We start from the raw sequence: 18,885 nt of genomic DNA on the forward strand, positions 1-18,885 counted from the left end.
AAGATCTGAGAGGACTCGAGGATGAGCGCACGCATCGCCGTCGTGACGGGAGCGGGCTCGGGCATCGGCAGGGCGGTGGCGCGCGCGCTGCTGGATGCCGGCTTCCGGGTCGCGCTGGCCGGACGCCGCGAGGACGCCCTGCGAGAGACGGCGGCCGAGCATCCGGGCGCCCTCGTGGTTCCCGCCGACGTCACCGTCGAGGCCGAGGTCGAGGCGCTGTTCGCCGCGGTCGTCGCCGAATGGGGCCGCGTCGACGTACTGTTCAACAACGCCGGGGCCTTCGGCCCCGCAGCATCCGCCGCCGAGATCTCGCTCGCCGACTGGCAGAGCACTCTCGACGTGAACTTGACCGGTGCGCTGCTGTGCGCAGGCGCCGCGATGCGCGCCATGATGGCGCAGAGCCCGCAGGGCGGACGGATCATCAACAACGGATCGATCTCGGCCCAGGTGCCCCGACCGCTGTCGGTCGTGTACACCGTCTCGAAGCACGCGATCACGGGACTCACGAAGTCGATCGACCTCGACGGACGGGCCTATGGCATCTCCGCCGGACAGATCGACATCGGCAACGCCCGGACGTCGATCATGACGGAGATCGGCGTCGGCGACGGGGCTCTGCAGGCCGACGGCTCTCGCAAGGTCGAGCCGACGTTCGATGTGGCGGATGCCGCGCGAGCCGTGCTGTTCATGGCGCAGCTCCCTGCGGAGTCGAATGTCACCAGCCTGACGGTCGCGGCATCGGGCATGCCGTTCGGCGGACGCGGCTGAGAGACCGGACGCGGCTGAGAGACCGGACGCGGCTGAGAGACCGGACGCGGCTGAGAGACCGGACGCGGCTGAGAGACCGGACGCGGCTGAGAGACCGGACGCGGCTGAGAGATGATGAGCGGTCCCGATCATGTGCGGACCTCCTCGTCCTGTCGCCGGGTCGGTATCGGGTGTGGCGGGCGTGGTCGGGGTGAGCCCGGTGCGTCATCGGGACGAGCTCACCCCCGATGCTCCGGCATCTGATCCGGCGCACCCGCGTGAACATGTATTTCGTATTATGGAATAATAGTTTCAGTATGCGTAACAAGCATGACGCGCACCCGAGTGCTTGTCAAGGTGCCGCGGGGTCCGTGCGCCTCTGACGGAGCGCACGGACCCGCGGCAGGAGCCGGCCCTCAATGGGCTGTCGAGCCCTCCGGCTCCTCGTCGACGACGGGGATCGGCGCCCCCTTCGCGTCGACGAGCTTTCCTCCGACGTAGCGATCGCCCTCGCGCAGCACGCGGATGACGTCGGTCTTCACGGCCCGCACCGGACTCGCGGCGAACACCGACGGGTTCGAGGGGTTGCCCTGCGAGAAGTGGTTGAACACGAGGTTCAGCAGGATCGCCATGATGGCGGCCGAGCTGATGCCCGAGCCGAAGATCACCTGGAACCACGTGGGGAAGTTCATGTAGATGTCGTGGTTGACCTCGGGCAGCACGCCGAAGGAGAGGGAGGCGGCCACGATGATCAGGTTCATGTTGCCGTCGTACTTGACCTTGGAGAGGGTGCGGATGCCGGAGGCGGTCACCGTGCCGAACAGCACCAGTCCCGCACCCCCGAGGACGGCGGTGGGAACGGCGGCGACGATGCGGCCGAGCACGGGGAGAAGGCCCAGGACGATGAGGATGACACCGCCCGCGGCGACCGCGTAGCGGCTCTTGATCTTCGTGACCGCGACGAGACCGACGTTCTGGGCGAAGGCGCTCTGCGTGAACGAGTTGAAGATCGGAGAGATCGCGCTCGAGACCATGTCGGCCCGGAGCCCCGCCGCGATGCGCTTGCGGTCGACCTTCGAGCCGGTGATCTCGGCGACGGCGATGATGTCGGCGGTGGTCTCGGTGAGGATCACCAGCACGACGATCGTCATCGAGACGATTGCGGCGAGGTCGAACGTCGGCACGCCGAAGGCGAACGGCGTCGGGAACGCGAAGATCGGGCCGTCGAACACCTTCGAGAAGTCGGCTTTGCCGATCAGCGCCGCGAAGATCGTGCCGACCACCATGGCGATGAGGATCGACAGCCGCGAGATGGTCGAGTTGCCGAGCTTCGAGAGCAGCATGATGACGAGCAGCGTGAAGCCGGCGATGCCGACGAAGACCGGATCGGCGTAGTTGTCGGCCTGCGGGTTCGCGCCCGTGATCCAGCGCGCGGCCACCGGCACCAGCGAGAGCCCGATCATGGTGATCACGGTTCCCGTCACGACGGGCGGGAAGAAGCGCACGATCTGCGCGAAGAACGGCGCGATCACGAGACCGATCAGCGACGCCACGATGACGGCGCCGAACACGGCGGGCAGCCCGCTGCCCTGGTTGACGATCGCGAGCATGGTCGCGACCCCCGCGAAGGAGACGCCCTGCACGAGCGGCAGCTGAGAGCCGAAGAACGGGATGCCGAGGGTCTGCAGCAGCGTCGCGAGCCCGCCCATGAAGAGGCACGCGGCGACGAGCACGCCGACCTCGGTCGGGTTCAGGCCGGCGGCCGCGCCGATGATCAGCGGCGGAGCGATGATGCCGCCGTACATCGTCAGGACGTGCTGGAGTCCGAACGTGAAGGCGGTGCCGATTCCGAGACGTTCGTCTTCGGGGCGCCTGGATTCTGCTCCGGTCTTGGTGGAGTTGCTGGTCTTGGTCGAGTTGCGTACAGCGAACATCTGGTGGACCTCCTTGTCCGTGACCCGCTCTTCGGGGTGGGCTCGATGGGCATGACGAATAGCGGTCGCCTCGCGTCGAGACGACCTCGATGGGTTCAGGGGTGAGTCCGGTGCGTCGGGAACGGACTCACCCCCAGCGTCGGATCGGCGACCCGGCGCGGTCTGCGGAGACGGGGAGCATGCAGCTCCCCGTCCGGGTGATCAGCAGAAGCCGGCGGAGCCGCTCCACGACCAGTGGTCGGTGTCTGCGCCTTCACGGAGGAACGACGCCTCGATCAGGCCGTAGGGGCGGTCGGCGGCGAAGAACACCTCGTTCGGGTTCTCCAGGCCGAACGGCGACAGGTCGACGACGAAGTGGTGGCTGTTCGGGGTGGAGAAGCGGATCTCGTCGATCTCGGGGTGCGCCTCGAGCACGGCCTCGGCCATCTCCTTCAGCGTGTGCTGCAGCGCGTAGGAGTAGTTGCGCGAGAAGCCTGCGAGCAGGCGGCTGCGGACGTCGGCGAACACCTCGTTGAAGTCGAGGTCGTTGCGGTTGTAGCGCCACTTGGCCGTGACGGAGGTGGCGAGGATGCGGTCCTCGGTCTCGGGCAGCGTCGTGTACTTCTCCTTCGGGTATCCGACGAATCCGCTCTGGGTCGACTTGAGGACCTTGAGATCCTGCAGCCCGGCGATGACGGTGGTGTCGTCGCCGTCGATCTGCACGAGCGCGGTGCGGGTCTCGGTGCCTCCGGCCACGAACGCGTGGTCGTGGGGGCCCTCGTCGCCCTCGATGCGCTGCCAGGTGTACTGCTCGGCTTCCCAGCGCCCGCCGGTGACCCAGTCGAACTCGCCGGTGAAGTGGCGGCCGAGACGGAGCAGGAACTCCTCGGGGCTTCCGACGCCGTCCTTCGCGAAGGCGTAGACGGTGTTCTTCTGCGTGTCGGTCGCGACGACGTGCTCGTTGTTGCCGTCGAAGTGGGCGCTCGCGAAGTCACCGCGCAGCTGCGAGGTGACGTTCAGGTCTTCGATCTCGTGGCGGGCGGTGTCGCGCGTGATGCGCACGACACGGACCTCGGCCTTGCCGTACTGGTTCTTGCCCAGAATGATGTCGGTCATTTCGATACTCAGCTTCCTCGGTAAGTGGAATAGGCGAACGGGCTCAGCAGAAGAGGCACGTGATAGTGCGCCTGCTCAGCGTCGACCTGGAAGGTCAACACCACCTCCGGGAAGAAGGTGTCCGTGTCGATGCCGGCGAAGTAGGCCGCCGTGTCGAACCGGAGGCGGTACGCACCGCTCTCCAGCCGCTCGGGGCCCAGCTCTTTCACCCGCCCGTCAGCATCGGTGAGGCCCGAACCGATCCCGACCCATCCGTCGCCGACTCGGGCCTCGAGTTCGACGGCGACGCCGGGCGCGGGGCGCCCGATCGATGTGTCCAGGATGTGGGTGGTCACGTGAGAGACGCTCATGCGCGTGCTCCTTCAGTCTCGATGGCTCCGGCCAGGCGGAGTGCGGCGATCTCGCGCAGCTGCTGGTCGATCACGGCCAGCTCCTGCTCGGGGGTGTTGCCCAGTCGCTCCTGCAGCAGGGCGAGGATGTCGTCGGCCGACCGACCTGCGGCGCGCACCAGGTACACGCGGTCGAACTTCGCCTCATAGGCCCGGTTGCCCGCGGCGAGAGCGTCGGCCGCACTCGCGTCGACACCTGCCTGCTCGCTGCGCGCGTGCGCCGCCTCGGGGCTGTCGCCCTGGGCGCGCTCGCCGATGCGCGGGTGGTGGGCCAGCGCGGCGTCGAGCTCGGCCTCGGTGAGAGGCGCGGCGACGTGCATCGCGGCATCCGTCAGCGCGTCGATCGAGGCGTAGGGGCGCCCTGCGATGAGCGCGTCGTACCAGCGGGGAATGTCCAGCGCAGGTTTCGCGACGCTCAGAGCGGCGTCGCGGGTGCTGGAGTTGAACTCCTCGAGCAACATCTTCGATCCTCATCACATGTTGGCATCCGACGTGTAAGGACTATACGGAGCCTCTGTTTCGAGAGGATTAAGTTTCCGCATGTCGGAACTGTTATTTCAACATGTGTAAACAGTATGCGGGAGCCGTGGCATCCCGTCAACCCCCGCGACAGATGTCGGCCGAGAATACAAATGTCGGCCCGGAACGGCGGTCTGTACCGCCATCCGTGTTCCGGACCGACACCTGTGTGGAGGCGCGTCAGACGCCGAGTTCGGCGCGCAGGCGTGCGACGTGGCCGTCCGCGTCGACGCCGTACTCGGCACGCTGCACGACGCCGTCTCCGTCGAGCACGAAGGTCGAGCGGATGACGCCGTCGAAGGTGCGGTCGCCGACGGTCTTCTCGCCCCATACGCCCCAGGCCTTCGCCACCGCGGCGTCGGAATCGGCGAGCAACGGGAAGGTGAGCGCCTCGGCATCCGCGAAGGCGCGGATCTCGTCGACGCTGTCGGGCGAGACGCCGATCACGGCGTAGCCGGCCGCGTTGAGCGACGACAGGCTGTCGCGGAAGTCGCAGGCCTCTGTCGTGCACCCGGGCGTCGCCGCCTTCGGATAGAAGTAGACGACGACGTTGCGGCCGAAGAAGTCGGCGAGCGACACGGCGTTGCCGTCCGCGTCGGCGAGCGTGAAGGCGGGAGCGGTGTCGCCTGCGGTGAGTTGCGTCATGGTTTCTCCTCGTGGTCGGATACTGCGTTTCGTCTCGCTCCGCTCGCTCAACGAACGGATGCCGGATGCTGCTCGGTCAGCGCACGACGACGTGCACGTCGAAGGCCTCGGCGAGCTGCATGATCTTGCGCGCGCGCCCGAGGCGAGGAAGGTCGCTTCCGTCACGGACGATCTGCCCGCGCGCATCGAAGTCCTGCAGGAACTCGTAGGCCCATTCGACATCGGTGCGGGTGGGGCTGATGACCTCGTTGACCACGGGAGTCTGATCGGGAGACAGGCAGAGCTTGCCCGTCATCCCCATCGAGACCGTGATCGCGGACTGCTCGCGGAGGATCGGATGGCTCGACCCGACGGTCGGGCCGTCGATCGGACCGGGGAGCCCGGCGGCCCGGCTCGAGACGACCAGACGGGCGCGCGGATAGGCCATCGCCTCCCGGTCGGCCGACATGCCGGTGTCTCGACGGAAGTCGCCGCTGCCGAACGCCAGGCGGAACACGCCCTTGGCCCGAGCGATCTCCGTCGCGTTCTCGATGCCGATCGCGGATTCGACGAGTGCCACGACGGGCACCTTCGCGCCGAGGCGGTTGTAGGTGTCCATGGCCTGACCGCCGAGCTCGGTCTTCGCGAGCATCACTCCGCGCAGACCCTGGGCCGCGCGCAGCGCCTCGATGTCGGCGGCCCAGTGCTCGCTCGTGGCGTCGTTGATGCGCACCCAGGCGCTGCCGCCCGAGCTGAGCCAGTCCACGACGTCCTGCCGCGCCGAGTCCTTGCGGCTCGCGTCGACAGCATCCTCGATGTCGAGCACGACCGCATCGGCGTGCGATGCGGCGGCGGCGTCGAACGTCTCCGGCCGGGTGGCCGCGACGAGCAGCCACGAGCGGGCGAGCTCAGGCGCGATCTCGCGCGTGGTCACGGACGCCGACGGTGCCAGCGGAGCGTTCATTCATTCTTTCCGTTCTATGAAATTTCATTTCTACTAAACGAAAAGACTACTCCTCGCCTCGGCTGCCCGTCCAGAGCGGACGGAGCACATCGAGGATGCCTGCTGCGACCTCGCGCTTGGAACCGGATGCCGTCGCGGCCACGGCGCCGTCGGGGGCGAGCACGATCACGGCGTTCTCGACCGCCTCGAACCCGCGCTCCCAGCCGACCTCGTTCACCACCAGCAGATCGACGCCCTTTCGCTGCTGCTTGCGGCGGGCGCGTGCCAGCAGCTCCTCCTGATCACCCTCGGTCCCCGGGGTCTCGGCAGCGAATCCGACGATCAGCTGCCCGTCACGGCGCGCTCGCACAAGACCCGCCACGATGTCCTCGTTCTCCGCGAGCTCGATCGCCGGGATCCCGCCCGCCTCCTTGGTCAGCTTGCGCGGCGACACCTCGACCGGCCGGTAGTCGGCGACCGCCGCCGCCATCACGATCGCATCGGCGGAGGCTGCGGCCTCCGCCATCGCCTGCCCGAGCTCGGCCGCGGTTCCCACGTGCCGGATGCGGACGGACGGATGCTGCGCTGGGGCGAGCACGTCGCCGGCGACGTTCGCGGCGACGAGGGTCACCTCGGCGCCCCGGGCCGCCGCCTCTGCGGCGAGCGCGACCCCCTGCCTGCCGCTGGATCGATTGCCGAGATACCGCACCGGGTCGATCGGCTCGCGCGTGCCGCCCGCCGAGATCGCGATCCGCAGCCCCTCGAGGTCGCGCGGGGCGAGAAGGGCGAGCGCGGCATCCGCGATGCCCTCCGGCTCGATCATCCGCCCCGGCCCGCTGTCGCCTCCGGCCAGCTCGCCGACGGCAGGCCCGACGATGTGCACTCCGCGGCTCTGCAGCGTGGCGATGTTCGCCTGGGTGGACGGATGCCGCCACATCTCCGCGTGCATCGCCGGGGCGATGAGCACGGGCGCTTCGGTCGCCAGGAGGGTCGTGCCGAGCAGGTTGTCCGCGATCCCCGCCGTCATCTTCGCGATGGTGTTGGCGGTCGCGGGCGCCACGACGACGAGATCGGCGTCCTGGCCGAGAGCGACGTGGCGCACCTTGGCCACGTCGTCGTGCACGCTGGTGGTCACCGGGTTGCGGCTGATCGCCTCCCAGGTGGGCAGGCCCACGAAGCGCAGCGCGTCTTCCGTGGGGATGACCGTCACCTCGTGCCCCGCCTTGATCAGCAGCCGGACGAGCTGCACGGACTTGTACGCGGCGATTCCACCGGTGACTCCGACGACGATGTTCACGGTTCGATTCTGCCTCGTCCGGCGCTCGCCCGGGTCGCCGTTAGCATCGACTGCATGGGGGATCTCGAGGATTGGGAGACGGGCGTCGTCCGCGACCCGCACACACCGCCGCAGGCACTGGCCGACATCGCCGAGCGACGTTACGACCTGCACCCTGCGATCGCCGCGCATCCTCGCGTGTATCCGGGACTGCTCCAGTGGATGGCGGCGGTGAACCCCGCCTCCGCGCTGCCCGCGCTGCCTCAGCCCTTCACCCCCGGTCAGTCTGAGCCGTCGGCGCCTCCCGGGCCCGCTTCGACGCCTGCGCCGCCGTACGACCTTGCGCAGCAGCAGCCCGTGGCATCCGCCCCGCCTGCGTCCGGGCCGCCTGCGTCCGGGCCGTACTACCCGGCCCCGTCGTCGTCCGCGCAGTACTATCCGATCTCGGGCGGGCGCCCGGTTCCTCCCCCGCGTCGGCGCAACGGCGTCGGATGCTGGCTCGCCGGATGCGGGTGCCTCACCCTTGCCGGGATCTTCATGGTGGTGCTGTTCGTGCTCGGCGGGCTCGGATCACTGTCGTCATCGTCGGGCGAGGGCGAGGGCGTACCGCAACAGCAGTCCGACGCCGCGGCGATCGCCGAGCAGCTCGCGGCATACGACGCCGAGCTCGCCACGATCCGATCGCTCGCCGTCGCCCTCGACGGCAACCCGGCAGCACCCCTCGTCCTCGACGAGAACTGGCTCTCATATCTCGATTCACAGGCGACCGCCCCGAACCTCACCCTGACCGAGGCGAAGAACATCGTCTCGATGACCGTGGACGTCCGCACCGAGCTCGAGCAGAGCATCGCGACCGCTGAGCAGCGGCGGAGCAATGCCTCAGGCTCGGTGTCGGAGCGCCTCGTCGATGAGGCCGGCAACGGCTACATCGACATCACGTGGGATGCCGCACAGGCCTGCGGTTCGCCCGATGGCGGGGATGACTGGGAGACCGCCGGATGCGTGACCGGCGGCAACGCCCTGACGGTCCACCTGGTCCCCGACGCGGAGTTCCGCAGCGATTGGTCGCTGCGGATGTCCGTCGCGCACGAGCTCGCACACGTGTATCAGTTCGCGGATGCCGCGCGCTTCGATGACCAGCACAGCGATGCCGACCGACTGCTCGAGCAGGGGCTGTTCACGGGCAGCGACGAGGCCATGGCAGACTGCTACGCGCTCACCTATTACGGGGCATGGGCGCTGAGCGATGGGATCGAAGAGGTCGGCTACGGCTACGTGTGCAACGAAGCCGAGCGTCAGGCGATCCGCGACTGGGCGGCGTCACTGCACGCGCCGATGCCAGGCTGACCCCGAGAAACCTGGCGTCTTGACCGTCCACGGCACGAGTCATAGGCTTTCAGCACCCTGCATCCGATTTCAGAATTCAGTATTCGAATTCCGTATTTCGGAATCGAATGACCACCTCTCTGAAGAGGAGCCGCCCATGAGCGAATCCGCCGTGACCGTGAACGGGGAGCGCCGCTCCCTCGCCGACACCGCGACGCACACCACCGCCCTGGACTGGCTGCGCGGCCGCGGGCTCTCCGGCAGCAAAGAGGGCTGCGCCGAAGGCGAGTGCGGTGCTTGCGCGATGCTGCTCGCGACGCCCGCCTCCGACGGGGGAACCGCCTGGACGCCCGTGAATGCCTGCCTCGTGCCGGTCTACGCGCTCGACGGACAGGAGATCGTGACGGCCGAGGGGCTCGGCGACCCCGAGCACCTGCACCCCGTGCAGGAGAAGCTCGCCGAGGCCGGCGGATCGCAGTGCGGCTACTGCACTCCCGGCTTCGCGTGCAGCATGGCCGGAGAGTACTACCGCGCCGATCGCGCCGGAGATGAGGACGAACCCCTCGGCGAGGAGCCCTGCCCCGTGCACGACGCCGAGCACGGTCCGAACGGCTTCGACCTGCACGCACTGAGCGGCAACCTGTGCCGATGCACCGGCTACCGCCCGATCCGCGACGCGGCCTACGCCCTCGGTTCGCCCGAGCAGGGCGACCCGCTGCAGCAGCGCCTCTCACAGCCGGCGCCCTCGCCCGTCGCCACCGACGTCGAGGTGGCGGGCCGACGCTTCGTGCGACCGGCATCCCTCGCCGACGCCCTGCGGATCCTCCGCGACGAACCCGACGCCCTCCTCGTCGCCGGATCGACCGACTGGGGCGTCGAGGTGAACCTGCGCGGCCGACGCGCCCCGTTCGTCATCGCGATCGAGCAGCTGGACGAGCTGCGCGGTCTCACCATCGGCGACGATTCGATCGAGATCGGCGCGGCGCTCGCGCTCTCCGAGGTCGAGAAGCGCCTCGACGGCGCGGTGCCGCTGCTCGCCGAGATGCTCCCTCAGTTCGCCTCGCGACTGATCCGCAACCGCGGCACATTCGGAGGCAACCTCGGCACCGGCTCCCCCATCGGCGACACTCCCCCTGCACTGCTCGCGCTGGGCGCCCACCTGGTGCTCACGAGCGCCGGCGAGGACGACCGCATCGTCGAGCGCGAGGTCGAGCTGTCGGAGTACTTCACCGGATACCGGCAAACGATCCGGCAGCCCGGGGAACTCATCAAGGCCGTGCACATCCCGCGCCCGCTCGCCCGCGTCACGGCCTTCCACAAGATCGCCAAACGCCGCTTCGACGACATCTCCAGCGTCGCCGTCGCGTTCGCGCTCGACATCGAGGGCGGCGTCGTGACCGCCGCGAAGATCGGCCTGGGCGGCGTCGCCGCGACGCCGCTGCGAGCCCTCGCGACCGAGGCCGCCCTGGTCGGCCGCCCATGGGACGTCGAGACCGTCCGCACGGCATCCGAGGTCCTGGGTGCGGAGGGCACGCCGATGTCCGATCACCGCGCGAGCTCCGAGTACCGCGCCCTCATGCTCAACACCGCGCTGCTCAAGCTGTACAGCCGAACCGTGATCGAGTCGAAGGAGGTGCCGGCATGAGCACGCTCGCCGACCGCCCCGAGAACCCCGTCGTCGGCCGCCGCGCCGCGCACGAGAGCGCTGCGCTGCACGTCACGGGGGCCGCGATGTATACCGACGACGTCGCAGAGCACACCGCGGGCGTGCTCACCGCGTGGCCCGTGCAGTCGACGAACGCCCACGCCAAAGTGACGATCGACGTCTCCGGCGCCTACGAGGTGCCGGGCGTCGTGCGCGTGCTCACCGCAGACGACGTGCCGGGTCTCAACGACGCCGGCATCCGCAACGACGAGCCCCTGTTCCCGAGCGAGGCCATGTTCTACGGTCACGCGCTCGTGTGGGTGCTCGGCGAGACACCCGAAGCCGCGCGCCTGGGAGCCGAGCGGGTGCAGGTCGAGTACGAGCCGCTGCCCTCGATCATCACGGTGCAGGACGCCCTCGACGCGCAGTCCTTCCAGGGGACACCGCGCACGGTGCAGCGCGGCGACGCGTCCGCCGGGCTCGCAGGGTCCGCCCACGTGTTCGAGGGGGTGACCGAGTTCGGCGGCCAGGAGCACTTCTACCTCGAGACGCACGCGTCCTTCGCGATCCGCGACTCCGAGGGGCAGTACTTCATCCAGTGCTCCACCCAGCATCCATCCGAGACGCAGGAGCTCGTGTCGCACGTGCTCGGCATCCATTCGAACGAGGTCACCGTGCAGTGCCTGCGCATGGGCGGCGGCTTCGGCGGCAAAGAGATGCAGCCGCACGGCTTCGCAGCCATCGCCGCTCTCGGCGCCAAGCTCACCGGTCGCCCCGTGCGACTGCGGCTGAACCGCACTCAGGACATCACGATGACCGGCAAACGGCATCCGTTCCACATCGCCTGGAAGGTCGGCTTCGACGCCGACGGAATGCTGCAGGCGCTGGATGCCGTGCTCACCTGCGACGGCGGCTGGTCGATCGACCTGTCCGAGCCCGTGCTCGGCCGCGCCCTGTGCCACATCGACAACGCCTACTGGATCCCGAACGTGCACGCCTACGGGCAGATCGCGAAGACGAACAAGACCTCGAACACCGCCTACCGCGGTTTCGGCGGTCCGCAGGGCGTGTTCCTGATCGAGGACATCCTCGGCCGTATCGCCCCGCAGCTGGGCATCGATCCGCTCGAGCTGCGTCGACGCAACTTCTACCGGCAGGGGCAGACCACGCCCTACGGCCAGGTCGTGAAGGATGCCGGGCGCATGTCGACGATCTGGGATCAGCTCTCCTCCGAGGCTTCTGTCGATGAGCGACGGGCCGAGATCGCCAGGTTCAACGCGACGAGCCCGCATGCCAAGCGTGCGCTGTCGATGACGCCGATCAAGTTCGGCATCTCGTTCAACTTCGCCGCCTTCAACCAGGCGGGCGCCCTCGTGCACGTCTACAAGGACGGCTCGATCCTGATCAACCACGGCGGCACCGAGATGGGGCAGGGGCTGCACACCAAGATGCTGCAGGTCGCCGCCACCGCGCTCGGCGTCGAACTGGATGCGGTGCGCCTGGCCCCGACCCGCACTGACAAGGTGCCGAACACCTCGGCGACGGCCGCGTCCTCGGGTGCAGACCTCAACGGCGGCGCCGTGAAGAACGCGTGCGAGCAGATCCGCGACCGCATGGCCGCGGTGGCAGGGCGCCTGCTCGGCGTCGACGAGCGCGATGTGCGCTTCGGCGGCGGGTTCGTGACCGCGCTGGGCGCTCCGCTGAAGCAGGTGACGTTCGCCGAGGTCGCCAAGGCCGCCTACCTGCAGCGCGTGCAGCTGTTCGCCGCGGGCTACTACCGCACCGAGGGTCTGCACTGGAACCCTGAGATCATGCAGGGCTCGCCGTTCAAGTACTTCGCGTACGGGGCAGCCGCGACCGAGGTCGAGGTCGACGAGTTCACCGGGGCGTACCGGGTGCGCCGCGTCGACATCGTGCACGACGTGGGCGACTCGCTCTCGCCCATGCTCGACATCGGCCAGATCGAGGGCGCCTACGTGCAGGGCGTCGGCTGGCTGACGCTCGAAGAGCTGCGCTGGGACGAGAGCGACGGCCCGCATCGCGGTCGCCTGTTGACCCAGTCGGCCTCGACGTACAAGCTGCCGAGCTTCTCGGAGATGCCGTCGGAGTTCTCGGTCAGGCTGTTCGAGAACGCACGCGAAGAGGGCGCCGTCTACGGCTCGAAGGCGGTCGGCGAGCCGCCGTTCATGCTCGCCTTCAGCGCCCGCGAGGCGATCCGGGATGCGGTGGCGGCGTTCGGACCGGCGGGCCATTCGGTCGAGCTCGCGTCTCCCGCGACACCTGAGGCCGTGTTCTGGGCACTGCGTGCGGCGCAGGCGGCGAGTGAATCCGCTTCCGCGACGAAAGACGAGACTCCGACCGCGTCTGAGCCCGCACTGGCACCGGCCGGCTGAACGGGATGGACTGGCTCGACGCCCTGCACGGGCTGCGCGCACGGCGCAACCCCGCGGTCGTCGTGACCCTGGCGGTGGTGCGCGGCCACGCCCCTCGCAACGGCGGAGCGAAGATGGTCGTCTCGGCGGATGCCGTGTTCGGCACGGTCGGCGGAGGAAACCTCGAGGAGACCGCGATCGACCGCGCGAGGGAGATGCTGGCTGCAGGCTCCGCCGAACCCGAGCTGCTCACCCTGACCCTGAGCGACAAGGCCGTGACGGAGTACGGCGTGCAGTGCTGCGGAGGAGAGGTCACCATGATGCTCGAGCCGATCAGAGTCATCCCGACCGTCGCGGTGTTCGGCGTCGGCCACGTCGGGCTCGAACTCGCGCGCATCCTCGCCCGGCACGAGGTCGATCTGCACCTGATCGACTCGCGCCCCGCGATGCTCGACGCCGGGCGCCTGGGCGAGCCAGGCCGCAGCGGAGTGTTCGCCGACGCGGTCGCGCGCGTGCACATCACGCACGCGCCGGTACCGGAGTCGGCGCTCGCCGCACTGCCCGAGGGCGCCCACGTGCTGGTCATGACCCACGACCACGTCGAGGATCTCGCGGTGGTCGACATGGCCCTGCGCACGCCAGGGCTCGGGTCGATCGGGTTGATCGGGTCGGCGTCGAAATGGGTGCGCTTCCGCAAGAAGCTCGCCGAAATCGGGCAGACGGATGCCGATCTCGAGCGGGTCATGACCCCCATCGGCATCCCCGAGGTGGCCGGAAAGCAGCCCGCGGCGATCGCCGTGAGCGTGGCGGCGCGCCTGCTGCAGCTGATCGACGAGCAGGCGCGGCGGGCGTAGTTCCGGCATCCGATACCCGTACGAATGTCGGCCGAGAAGACGAATGTCGGCCGGGATCGGGGTTCAGGACCGACATCTGTGTTCCGGGCCGGCATCTGTGTCGGGCGGATCGATTCGCATCCACCATACGGAAACCAGAATCCGAAATATGGACATGCCCGCCGAACTGATCTAGAGTCTCCTCAGGCCTAGGCGGGTTCACACAACCATCTACCGGGCACCCCCGCAGCGAAGACGCTGCGGATCGTGACCCGGAGGTGCTTCATGCTCGACCGTCTGACCGACTACGCCGACTGCCTGGCCGATCCCGATCGCTGGGCGATCGCGACGATCGTCGAGGTCTCCGGCTCCGTGCCTCGCCCTGCGGGAACGTCGATGGCGGTGCGCGATGACGGCCGCACGATCGGTTCGGTGTCGGGCGGCTGCGTCGAGGGTGCGGTGGTGGATGCTGCGCTCGAGTGCCTGCGGACCGGCGAGGTCGAGCTGCACTCCTTCGGCTACGCCGATGACGACGGCATCTCGATCGGGCTCATGTGCGGCGGCGACGTGCGCGTGCTCGTGCAGCCGCTTCGCACCATTCCCAGCGGCATCCTCTCCGAACTCGCCCTCCCCGGTCGTGCCCCGAGGCTCGTGCGGGAGCTGCCGCTCGACGACGCGGCTCGCAACGGAGGAGTCCTCACGTTCGGGCGGAGACTCACGACGGAACCCTCCGCCCGAACACGTGTTCTCCACCCGACCGAGGCGGGCCTCGGACCTCGACGATCGGGTGCGCGCGGCGCTCGAGCTCGGCGGCACGCACGTCGTCGAAATCGCCGACCGATCGCAGCCGGAGTGCCCCGTCATCCGCCGCCTGCTCGTGGAGTCGACGACGACTCCCGCACGCCTCGTGATCTACGGGGCGAACGACTTCTCGGCCGCTCTCGCGCAGGCGGCCGCGCTGCTCGGCCGGCACGTCACGGTGTGCGACGCCCGTCCCGTGTTCGCGACCCGGGCCCGTCACCCCGGTGCCCAGGAGGTGGTGCTCATGCACCCCGCCGAGCATCTCGCCCAGGAGATGGACGCCGGACGCATCGACGCCCGCACCGCGATCGTCGTGCTCACGCACGACCCACGCTTCGATCTGCCCGTGCTCGATCGCGCCCTGCGGGCCGACCTCGCCTACGTTGGCGCGATGGGATCGCGCATGACGCACGAGAAGCGGATGCAGGAGCTGCGCGCGGGTGGGCTCGGCGAGGAGCATCTCGCTCGCCTGCACTCGCCGATCGGCCTCGACGTCGGAGCCCGAACGCCCGCCGAGGTGGCGGTGTCGATCCTCGCCGAGCTCATCCTCGTCGAGACCGCGGCCCGCGCCGGCGTCTCGGCCGCTTCGCCGCGCACGCTGCGCGAGGTCTCCGGCGACGTGCACGACACCCGCCGCACCTGCGCAGCCGAACCGCGCAGCCCCGAGGGGGCGATGGCATGGATGTGACGAGCGTCGACGAGGTGCTGATGTGCGCCGACCCCACCGTGTGGCGCCCCGGCGACTCGTGGCTGGCCGGCGGCACGGTCATCTACTCCTACGGCACCGACATCACCCGCGGCGCCCCGACTCGCCTGCTCGACATCACGGGAGCCGGGTGGCAGCCGATCACCTGGCACGACAACGGAGACCTCGAGATCGCCGCCACGTGCCGCATCGCCGATCTGCGCGACCTGGCCGACGACCCTCTGCCCGGCGGGGCGCCGCGCAGAGCGCTGCCGGGGCTCGACGTCATCCCACCGGTCTGCGACTCGTTCGTCGCCTCGTGGAAGATCTGGCACGTCTCGACGGTCGGGGGCAACGTGGCCACAGCGCTGCCCGCCGGCCCGATGATCTCGCTCCTCACCGCGTGGGACGCCACGGCCCTGATCCTGCGTCCCGACGGACGCCGACGCCGCTCGTCGGTCGCCGACCTCGTCACCGGCCCGGCCAGGACCCGGCTCGGCTACGGCGAGCTGATCCGCAGTTTCCTGGTTCCTGCCGAGGCGCTGCGCCAGCCGCACGCGTTCCGTCGCATATCGCTCACCGAGCGCGGTCGATCCGCCGCGCTGCTCATCGGCCGCCGCACGACCGAGCGGAGCGCACGAGTCTCGATCACGGCATCCGTCCCCCGCCCGATCGTGCTCGACCTCGTCGTGACACCACGACGAGCGGATGCCGCCGCCTGGCGCACCGCGATCGATACGGCCGCCGTGAGTGCTGGCGGCTGGTACGACGACATCCACGGCGAGCCGGCCTGGCGCCGCCTGATGACGCATCGGCTCGGCGACGAGATCGTCGCCGAGCTGCTCCCCGGCGCCACCGGGGTCGACGAGGCGAGAGGCCGCGTCACCGGCGATCTGCGCATCGAGAGGAGCGTGGCATGAGCATCATCGAGAGCGGTCTCGGAACGGATGCCGCGCGACCGACGGATTCCGGCCCGCGCCCGGCGACGCTCGACGGCCGCGAGGTCGAGGTCGCCGCCGAACCCGGCCAGTGCCTGCGCACCTGGCTGCGCGATCAGGGATCCTACGGCGTGAAGAAGGGATGCGACGGAGGAGACTGCGGCGCCTGCACCGTGATCGTCGACGGCGAAGCCGTGCACAGCTGTGTTTACCCCGCGCATCGCGCGGCCGGACGCGAGATCGTCACGGTGCAGGGCCTCGGAACACCGGAGCATCCGCACCCCGTGCAGGAGCGGTTCCGCAAGGCCGCCGGATTCCAGTGCGGTTTCTGCACGGCGGGCATGGTGTGCACGGTCGCAGCGATGCCGGAGGGCGACGAGCACGATCTCGATCGCACTCTGAAGGGCAACATCTGCCGCTGCACCGGATACCGCAGCATCGACGATGCGGTGCACGGGGTGGAGAACATCGACGACCGCGCCGGTGGCGTGGGGCATGCCACCGGCGCTCCGGCCGCGCTCGGCGTGGTGACTGGAACGGCGCGGTACACGATGGACATCGACCCCGACGAGCTCCCCGGAGCGCTGCTCTACGGAGCGGTGGTGCGGAGTCCGCACGCCCATGCGCGCGTCATCCGCATCGACGCCACCCGCGCTCTCGCGGCGCCCGGCGTCGTGCGGGTGCTCACCGCCGACGACGCCCCGCGGACGCTGTTCTCGACCGCCCAGCACGAGCTCGTCGAAGACGACCCGGAAGACACCCGCGTGTTCGACGACGTTGTGCGCTTCGTCGGCCAGCGGGTGTCGCTCGTCGTCGCCGAGTCGCAGCGAGCCGCCGATCGAGCCGCCCGTCTCGTCGAGGTCGAGTACGAGGTGCTGCCGTTCAACCTCGATCCCGAACTCGCCGACCACCCGGACACCTCCGTGCTGCACGGCGACAGCAACGTCGTGATGCAGCTGCACTCCGAGGTCGGCGACCTCGAGGCCGAGCTGGCAGCATCGGCCATCGTCGAGGAGCGAACCTTCCGCACCCATCGGGTCTCGCACACCGCGCTCGAGACGCACGGCTCGATCGCCTGGCAGGACGCCGACGGACGGTACGTCGTGCGCAGCAGCACGCAGGTGCCGTTTCTCGTGCGGCGGTCGCTCGCTCGCGTGTTCGGGCTGCCGAAGGAGGATGTGCGTGTGTACGCCGCCCGGGTCGGAGGGGGCTTCGGCGGCAAGCAGGAGATGCTCACGGAAGACCTCGCTCTGCTCGCGACGAAAGCCACCGGCCGGCCCGTGCGCATCGAGTTCTCGCGCAAGGAGGTGCTCACCGCGACGACCGTGCGGCATCCGTTCCGCATGCGAGTGCGTATGGGCGCGACTTCGGACGGCGTGATCACCGGCATCGCGGTCGACGTGCGATCCGACACCGGGGCTTACGGCAACCACGGTCCCGGTGTGATGTTCCACGGCGTGGGCGAGTCGATCGCGGTATACCGGGCGGCGGCGAAGAAGATCGACGCGTCGGTCGTGTACACGAACTCGGTCCCGTCAGGGGCGTTCCGCGGCTACGGACTCAGCCAGATGATCTTCGCGATCGAGTCGACGGTCGACGAGCTCGCCCGCGGGCTCGGTCTCGACCCCCTCGAGATGCGCACGAAGAACCTGATCGGCCCCGACGACGCGATGATCGCCGCGCACGAGGAGCCCGACCTCATCATCGGCAGCTACGGGCTCGACGAATGCGTCGCCATAGTGCGCGACAGGCTGGCGCGCACACGAGAAGCGGATGCCGCCGGCCTCGCCTCCGGCTGGACGATCGGCGAAGGCGCGGCCGTCGCCATGATCGCGACGGTCCCTCCGCGCGGACACCACTCCCACGTCACGATCCGGCTCGAGCCCGACGGGGCGTTCGGCCTCGACGTCGGCACGGCCGAGTTCGGCAACGGCACCTCGACCGTGCATCAGCAGATCGCGGCCACCGTGCTGCAGACCACCACGCAGCGCGTGCGGCTGCGTCAGGCCGACTCCGACCTCGTCGAGCACGATACCGGGGCTTTCGGTTCGACCGGCACGGTCGTCGCCGGCCGGGCGACGCATGCGGCCTCGACCTCGCTCGCCCTGACGATCCGCGAACGCGCCGCCGCCGTGTTCGGCGCCCCCGTCGAGGCGTGCCTTCTCGCGGGCGATCGTGTGATGCACGGGGGCGAATCGCTGACGCTGCGTGAACTCGCCGCTTCCGGCCCGATCGAGGCGAGCGGATATTGGGGCGGCAGTCCGCGGTCGGTGGCGTTCAACGTGCAGGGATTCCGGGTCGCGATCGACGAGGGCACCGGGGAGCTGCGGATCCTGCGTTCGATCCACGCAGCGGATGCCGGTGTCGTCGTGAACCCCGAGCAGTGCCGCGGGCAGATCGAGGGCGGTATCGCCCAGGCGATCGGCGCGGCGCTGCACGAGATCGTGCGTCTCGACGAATCGGGGCGGGTGATCAGCGACATCCTCCGGCAGTACCACGTGCCGACCTTCGCCGATGTGCCGCGATCGGAGATCTTCTTCGCGCAGACGAGCGACGTGCTGGGTCCGTTGGGCGCGAAGTCGATGAGCGAGTCTCCGTTCAACCCCGTCGCCCCCGCACTGGCGTCCGCCATCCGTGATGCGACCGGTATCCGCCTGACGGCGACTCCCTTCACACGCGACCGGATCCACGCCGCGATCATCGAACGTGACGCCGGCGCGTCGACGGAGCAGGCCACGCCGGAGGCGGACCGTTGACG

General features: G+C 69.4%; 15 protein-coding genes and 1 pseudogene. 9 read left to right on the forward strand and 7 right to left on the reverse strand.

The window, feature by feature from the left end; all coding sequences use genetic code 11:
* Positions 1-21: 21 nt before the first annotated feature.
* Positions 22-768 (forward strand): SDR family oxidoreductase, encoded by a 747-nt coding sequence (locus tag QFZ53_RS00645; protein ID WP_307292453.1) that lies wholly within the window; start codon positions 22-24, stop codon positions 766-768.
* Positions 769-1,163: 395 nt separating this feature from the next.
* On the opposite strand, the gene QFZ53_RS00650 is transcribed toward QFZ53_RS00645, so the two are convergent.
* The 7 genes from QFZ53_RS00650 to coaBC all read right to left on the reverse strand — a co-directional run bounded on the left by QFZ53_RS00650 (position 1,164) and on the right by coaBC (position 7,548).
* On the reverse strand, positions 1,164-2,681 hold the full coding sequence (locus QFZ53_RS00650; protein WP_307292455.1) for a nucleobase:cation symporter-2 family protein: 1,518 nt from the start codon (positions 2,679-2,681) through the stop codon (positions 1,164-1,166).
* Positions 2,682-2,882: 201 nt separating this feature from the next.
* Positions 2,883-3,776: a factor-independent urate hydroxylase gene (gene pucL / locus QFZ53_RS00655; RefSeq protein ID WP_307292457.1), complete on the reverse strand. Its 894-nt coding sequence runs from the start codon at positions 3,774-3,776 to the stop codon at positions 2,883-2,885.
* A gap of 8 nt (positions 3,777-3,784) precedes the next feature.
* Positions 3,785-4,126, reverse strand: a complete 342-nt coding sequence (gene uraH / locus QFZ53_RS00660; protein ID WP_307292459.1) for a hydroxyisourate hydrolase — start codon at positions 4,124-4,126, stop codon at positions 3,785-3,787.
* Entirely contained in the window at positions 4,123-4,626 is a 504-nt protein-coding gene (gene uraD / locus QFZ53_RS00665) for a 2-oxo-4-hydroxy-4-carboxy-5-ureidoimidazoline decarboxylase (RefSeq protein WP_307292460.1), read from the reverse strand. The genes uraH and uraD overlap by 4 nt, the downstream gene beginning before the upstream one ends.
* A 238-nt stretch (positions 4,627-4,864) precedes the next feature.
* Positions 4,865-5,329 carry a thioredoxin-dependent thiol peroxidase gene (bcp, locus tag QFZ53_RS00670; RefSeq protein WP_307292462.1) on the reverse strand — a complete coding sequence of 155 codons (465 nt, stop codon included), beginning with the start codon at positions 5,327-5,329 and terminating at the stop codon, positions 4,865-4,867.
* A gap of 76 nt (positions 5,330-5,405) precedes the next feature.
* The gene (locus tag QFZ53_RS00675) at positions 5,406-6,272 is read right to left on the reverse strand and encodes an HpcH/HpaI aldolase/citrate lyase family protein (protein ID WP_307292464.1); all 867 of its coding nucleotides are present in this window, start codon (positions 6,270-6,272) and stop codon (positions 5,406-5,408) included.
* 46 nt (positions 6,273-6,318) lie between these two features.
* Positions 6,319-7,548, reverse strand: coding sequence for a bifunctional phosphopantothenoylcysteine decarboxylase/phosphopantothenate--cysteine ligase CoaBC (coaBC, locus tag QFZ53_RS00680; protein ID WP_307292465.1), 1,230 nt, complete (start codon positions 7,546-7,548; stop codon positions 6,319-6,321).
* A 54-nt stretch (positions 7,549-7,602) separates the two neighbouring features.
* Between coaBC and QFZ53_RS00685 the strand changes: the two genes are divergently transcribed.
* The 8 genes and pseudogenes from QFZ53_RS00685 (at position 7,603) to QFZ53_RS00720 (ending at position 18,883) form a co-directional block, all read left to right on the forward strand.
* A complete protein-coding gene (locus QFZ53_RS00685; protein WP_307292467.1) occupies positions 7,603-8,874 on the forward strand; it encodes a variant leucine-rich repeat-containing protein in 1,272 nt (423 codons plus the stop codon).
* 136 nt (positions 8,875-9,010) lie between these two features.
* A complete protein-coding gene (locus QFZ53_RS00690) occupies positions 9,011-10,498 on the forward strand; it encodes a xanthine dehydrogenase small subunit (RefSeq protein ID WP_307292469.1) in 1,488 nt (495 codons plus the stop codon).
* On the forward strand, positions 10,495-12,891 hold the full coding sequence (gene xdhB / locus QFZ53_RS00695; protein WP_292904932.1) for a xanthine dehydrogenase molybdopterin binding subunit: 2,397 nt from the start codon (positions 10,495-10,497) through the stop codon (positions 12,889-12,891). Before QFZ53_RS00690 ends, xdhB begins: the two co-directional genes overlap by 4 nt.
* A gap of 5 nt (positions 12,892-12,896) precedes the next feature.
* Positions 12,897-13,724, forward strand: a complete 828-nt coding sequence (gene xdhC, locus QFZ53_RS00700) for a xanthine dehydrogenase accessory protein XdhC (protein WP_307292473.1) — start codon at positions 12,897-12,899, stop codon at positions 13,722-13,724.
* A 264-nt stretch (positions 13,725-13,988) separates the two neighbouring features.
* Positions 13,989-14,162, forward strand: a pseudogene (locus QFZ53_RS19800) (XdhC family protein); the annotation flags it as partial.
* Positions 14,163-14,445: 283 nt separating this feature from the next.
* Entirely contained in the window at positions 14,446-15,192 is a 747-nt protein-coding gene (locus QFZ53_RS00710; protein WP_307292477.1) for an XdhC family protein, read from the forward strand.
* Positions 15,183-16,109, forward strand: coding sequence for an FAD binding domain-containing protein (locus QFZ53_RS00715; protein WP_307292479.1), 927 nt, complete (start codon positions 15,183-15,185; stop codon positions 16,107-16,109). The genes QFZ53_RS00710 and QFZ53_RS00715 overlap by 10 nt, the downstream gene beginning before the upstream one ends.
* Positions 16,106-18,883: a molybdopterin-dependent oxidoreductase gene (locus QFZ53_RS00720; RefSeq protein WP_307292480.1), complete on the forward strand. Its 2,778-nt coding sequence runs from the start codon at positions 16,106-16,108 to the stop codon at positions 18,881-18,883. The genes QFZ53_RS00715 and QFZ53_RS00720 overlap by 4 nt, the downstream gene beginning before the upstream one ends.
* The last annotated feature ends 2 nt before the right edge of the window (positions 18,884-18,885 follow it).

This window comes from Microbacterium natoriense, assembly GCF_030816295.1.
GTDB classification, from domain to species: Bacteria; Actinomycetota; Actinomycetes; order Actinomycetales; family Microbacteriaceae; genus Microbacterium; species Microbacterium natoriense_A.

Coding starts and splice junctions, on each gene's coding strand:
- QFZ53_RS00645 (WP_307292453.1), top strand. CDS start 22: ATGAGCGCACGCATCGCCGTCGTGACGGGAGCGGGCTCGGGCATCGGC.
- QFZ53_RS00650 (WP_307292455.1), bottom strand. CDS start 2,681: ATGTTCGCTGTACGCAACTCGACCAAGACCAGCAACTCCACCAAGACC.
- pucL (WP_307292457.1), bottom strand. CDS start 3,776: ATGACCGACATCATTCTGGGCAAGAACCAGTACGGCAAGGCCGAGGTC.
- uraH (WP_307292459.1), bottom strand. CDS start 4,126: ATGAGCGTCTCTCACGTGACCACCCACATCCTGGACACATCGATCGGG.
- uraD (WP_307292460.1), bottom strand. CDS start 4,626: ATGTTGCTCGAGGAGTTCAACTCCAGCACCCGCGACGCCGCTCTGAGC.
- bcp (WP_307292462.1), bottom strand. CDS start 5,329: ATGACGCAACTCACCGCAGGCGACACCGCTCCCGCCTTCACGCTCGCC.
- QFZ53_RS00675 (WP_307292464.1), bottom strand. CDS start 6,272: ATGAACGCTCCGCTGGCACCGTCGGCGTCCGTGACCACGCGCGAGATC.
- QFZ53_RS00685 (WP_307292467.1), top strand. CDS start 7,603: ATGGGGGATCTCGAGGATTGGGAGACGGGCGTCGTCCGCGACCCGCAC.
- QFZ53_RS00690 (WP_307292469.1), top strand. CDS start 9,011: ATGAGCGAATCCGCCGTGACCGTGAACGGGGAGCGCCGCTCCCTCGCC.
- xdhB (WP_292904932.1), top strand. CDS start 10,495: ATGAGCACGCTCGCCGACCGCCCCGAGAACCCCGTCGTCGGCCGCCGC.
- xdhC (WP_307292473.1), top strand. CDS start 12,897: ATGGACTGGCTCGACGCCCTGCACGGGCTGCGCGCACGGCGCAACCCC.
- QFZ53_RS00715 (WP_307292479.1), top strand. CDS start 15,183: ATGGATGTGACGAGCGTCGACGAGGTGCTGATGTGCGCCGACCCCACC.
- QFZ53_RS00720 (WP_307292480.1), top strand. CDS start 16,106: ATGAGCATCATCGAGAGCGGTCTCGGAACGGATGCCGCGCGACCGACG.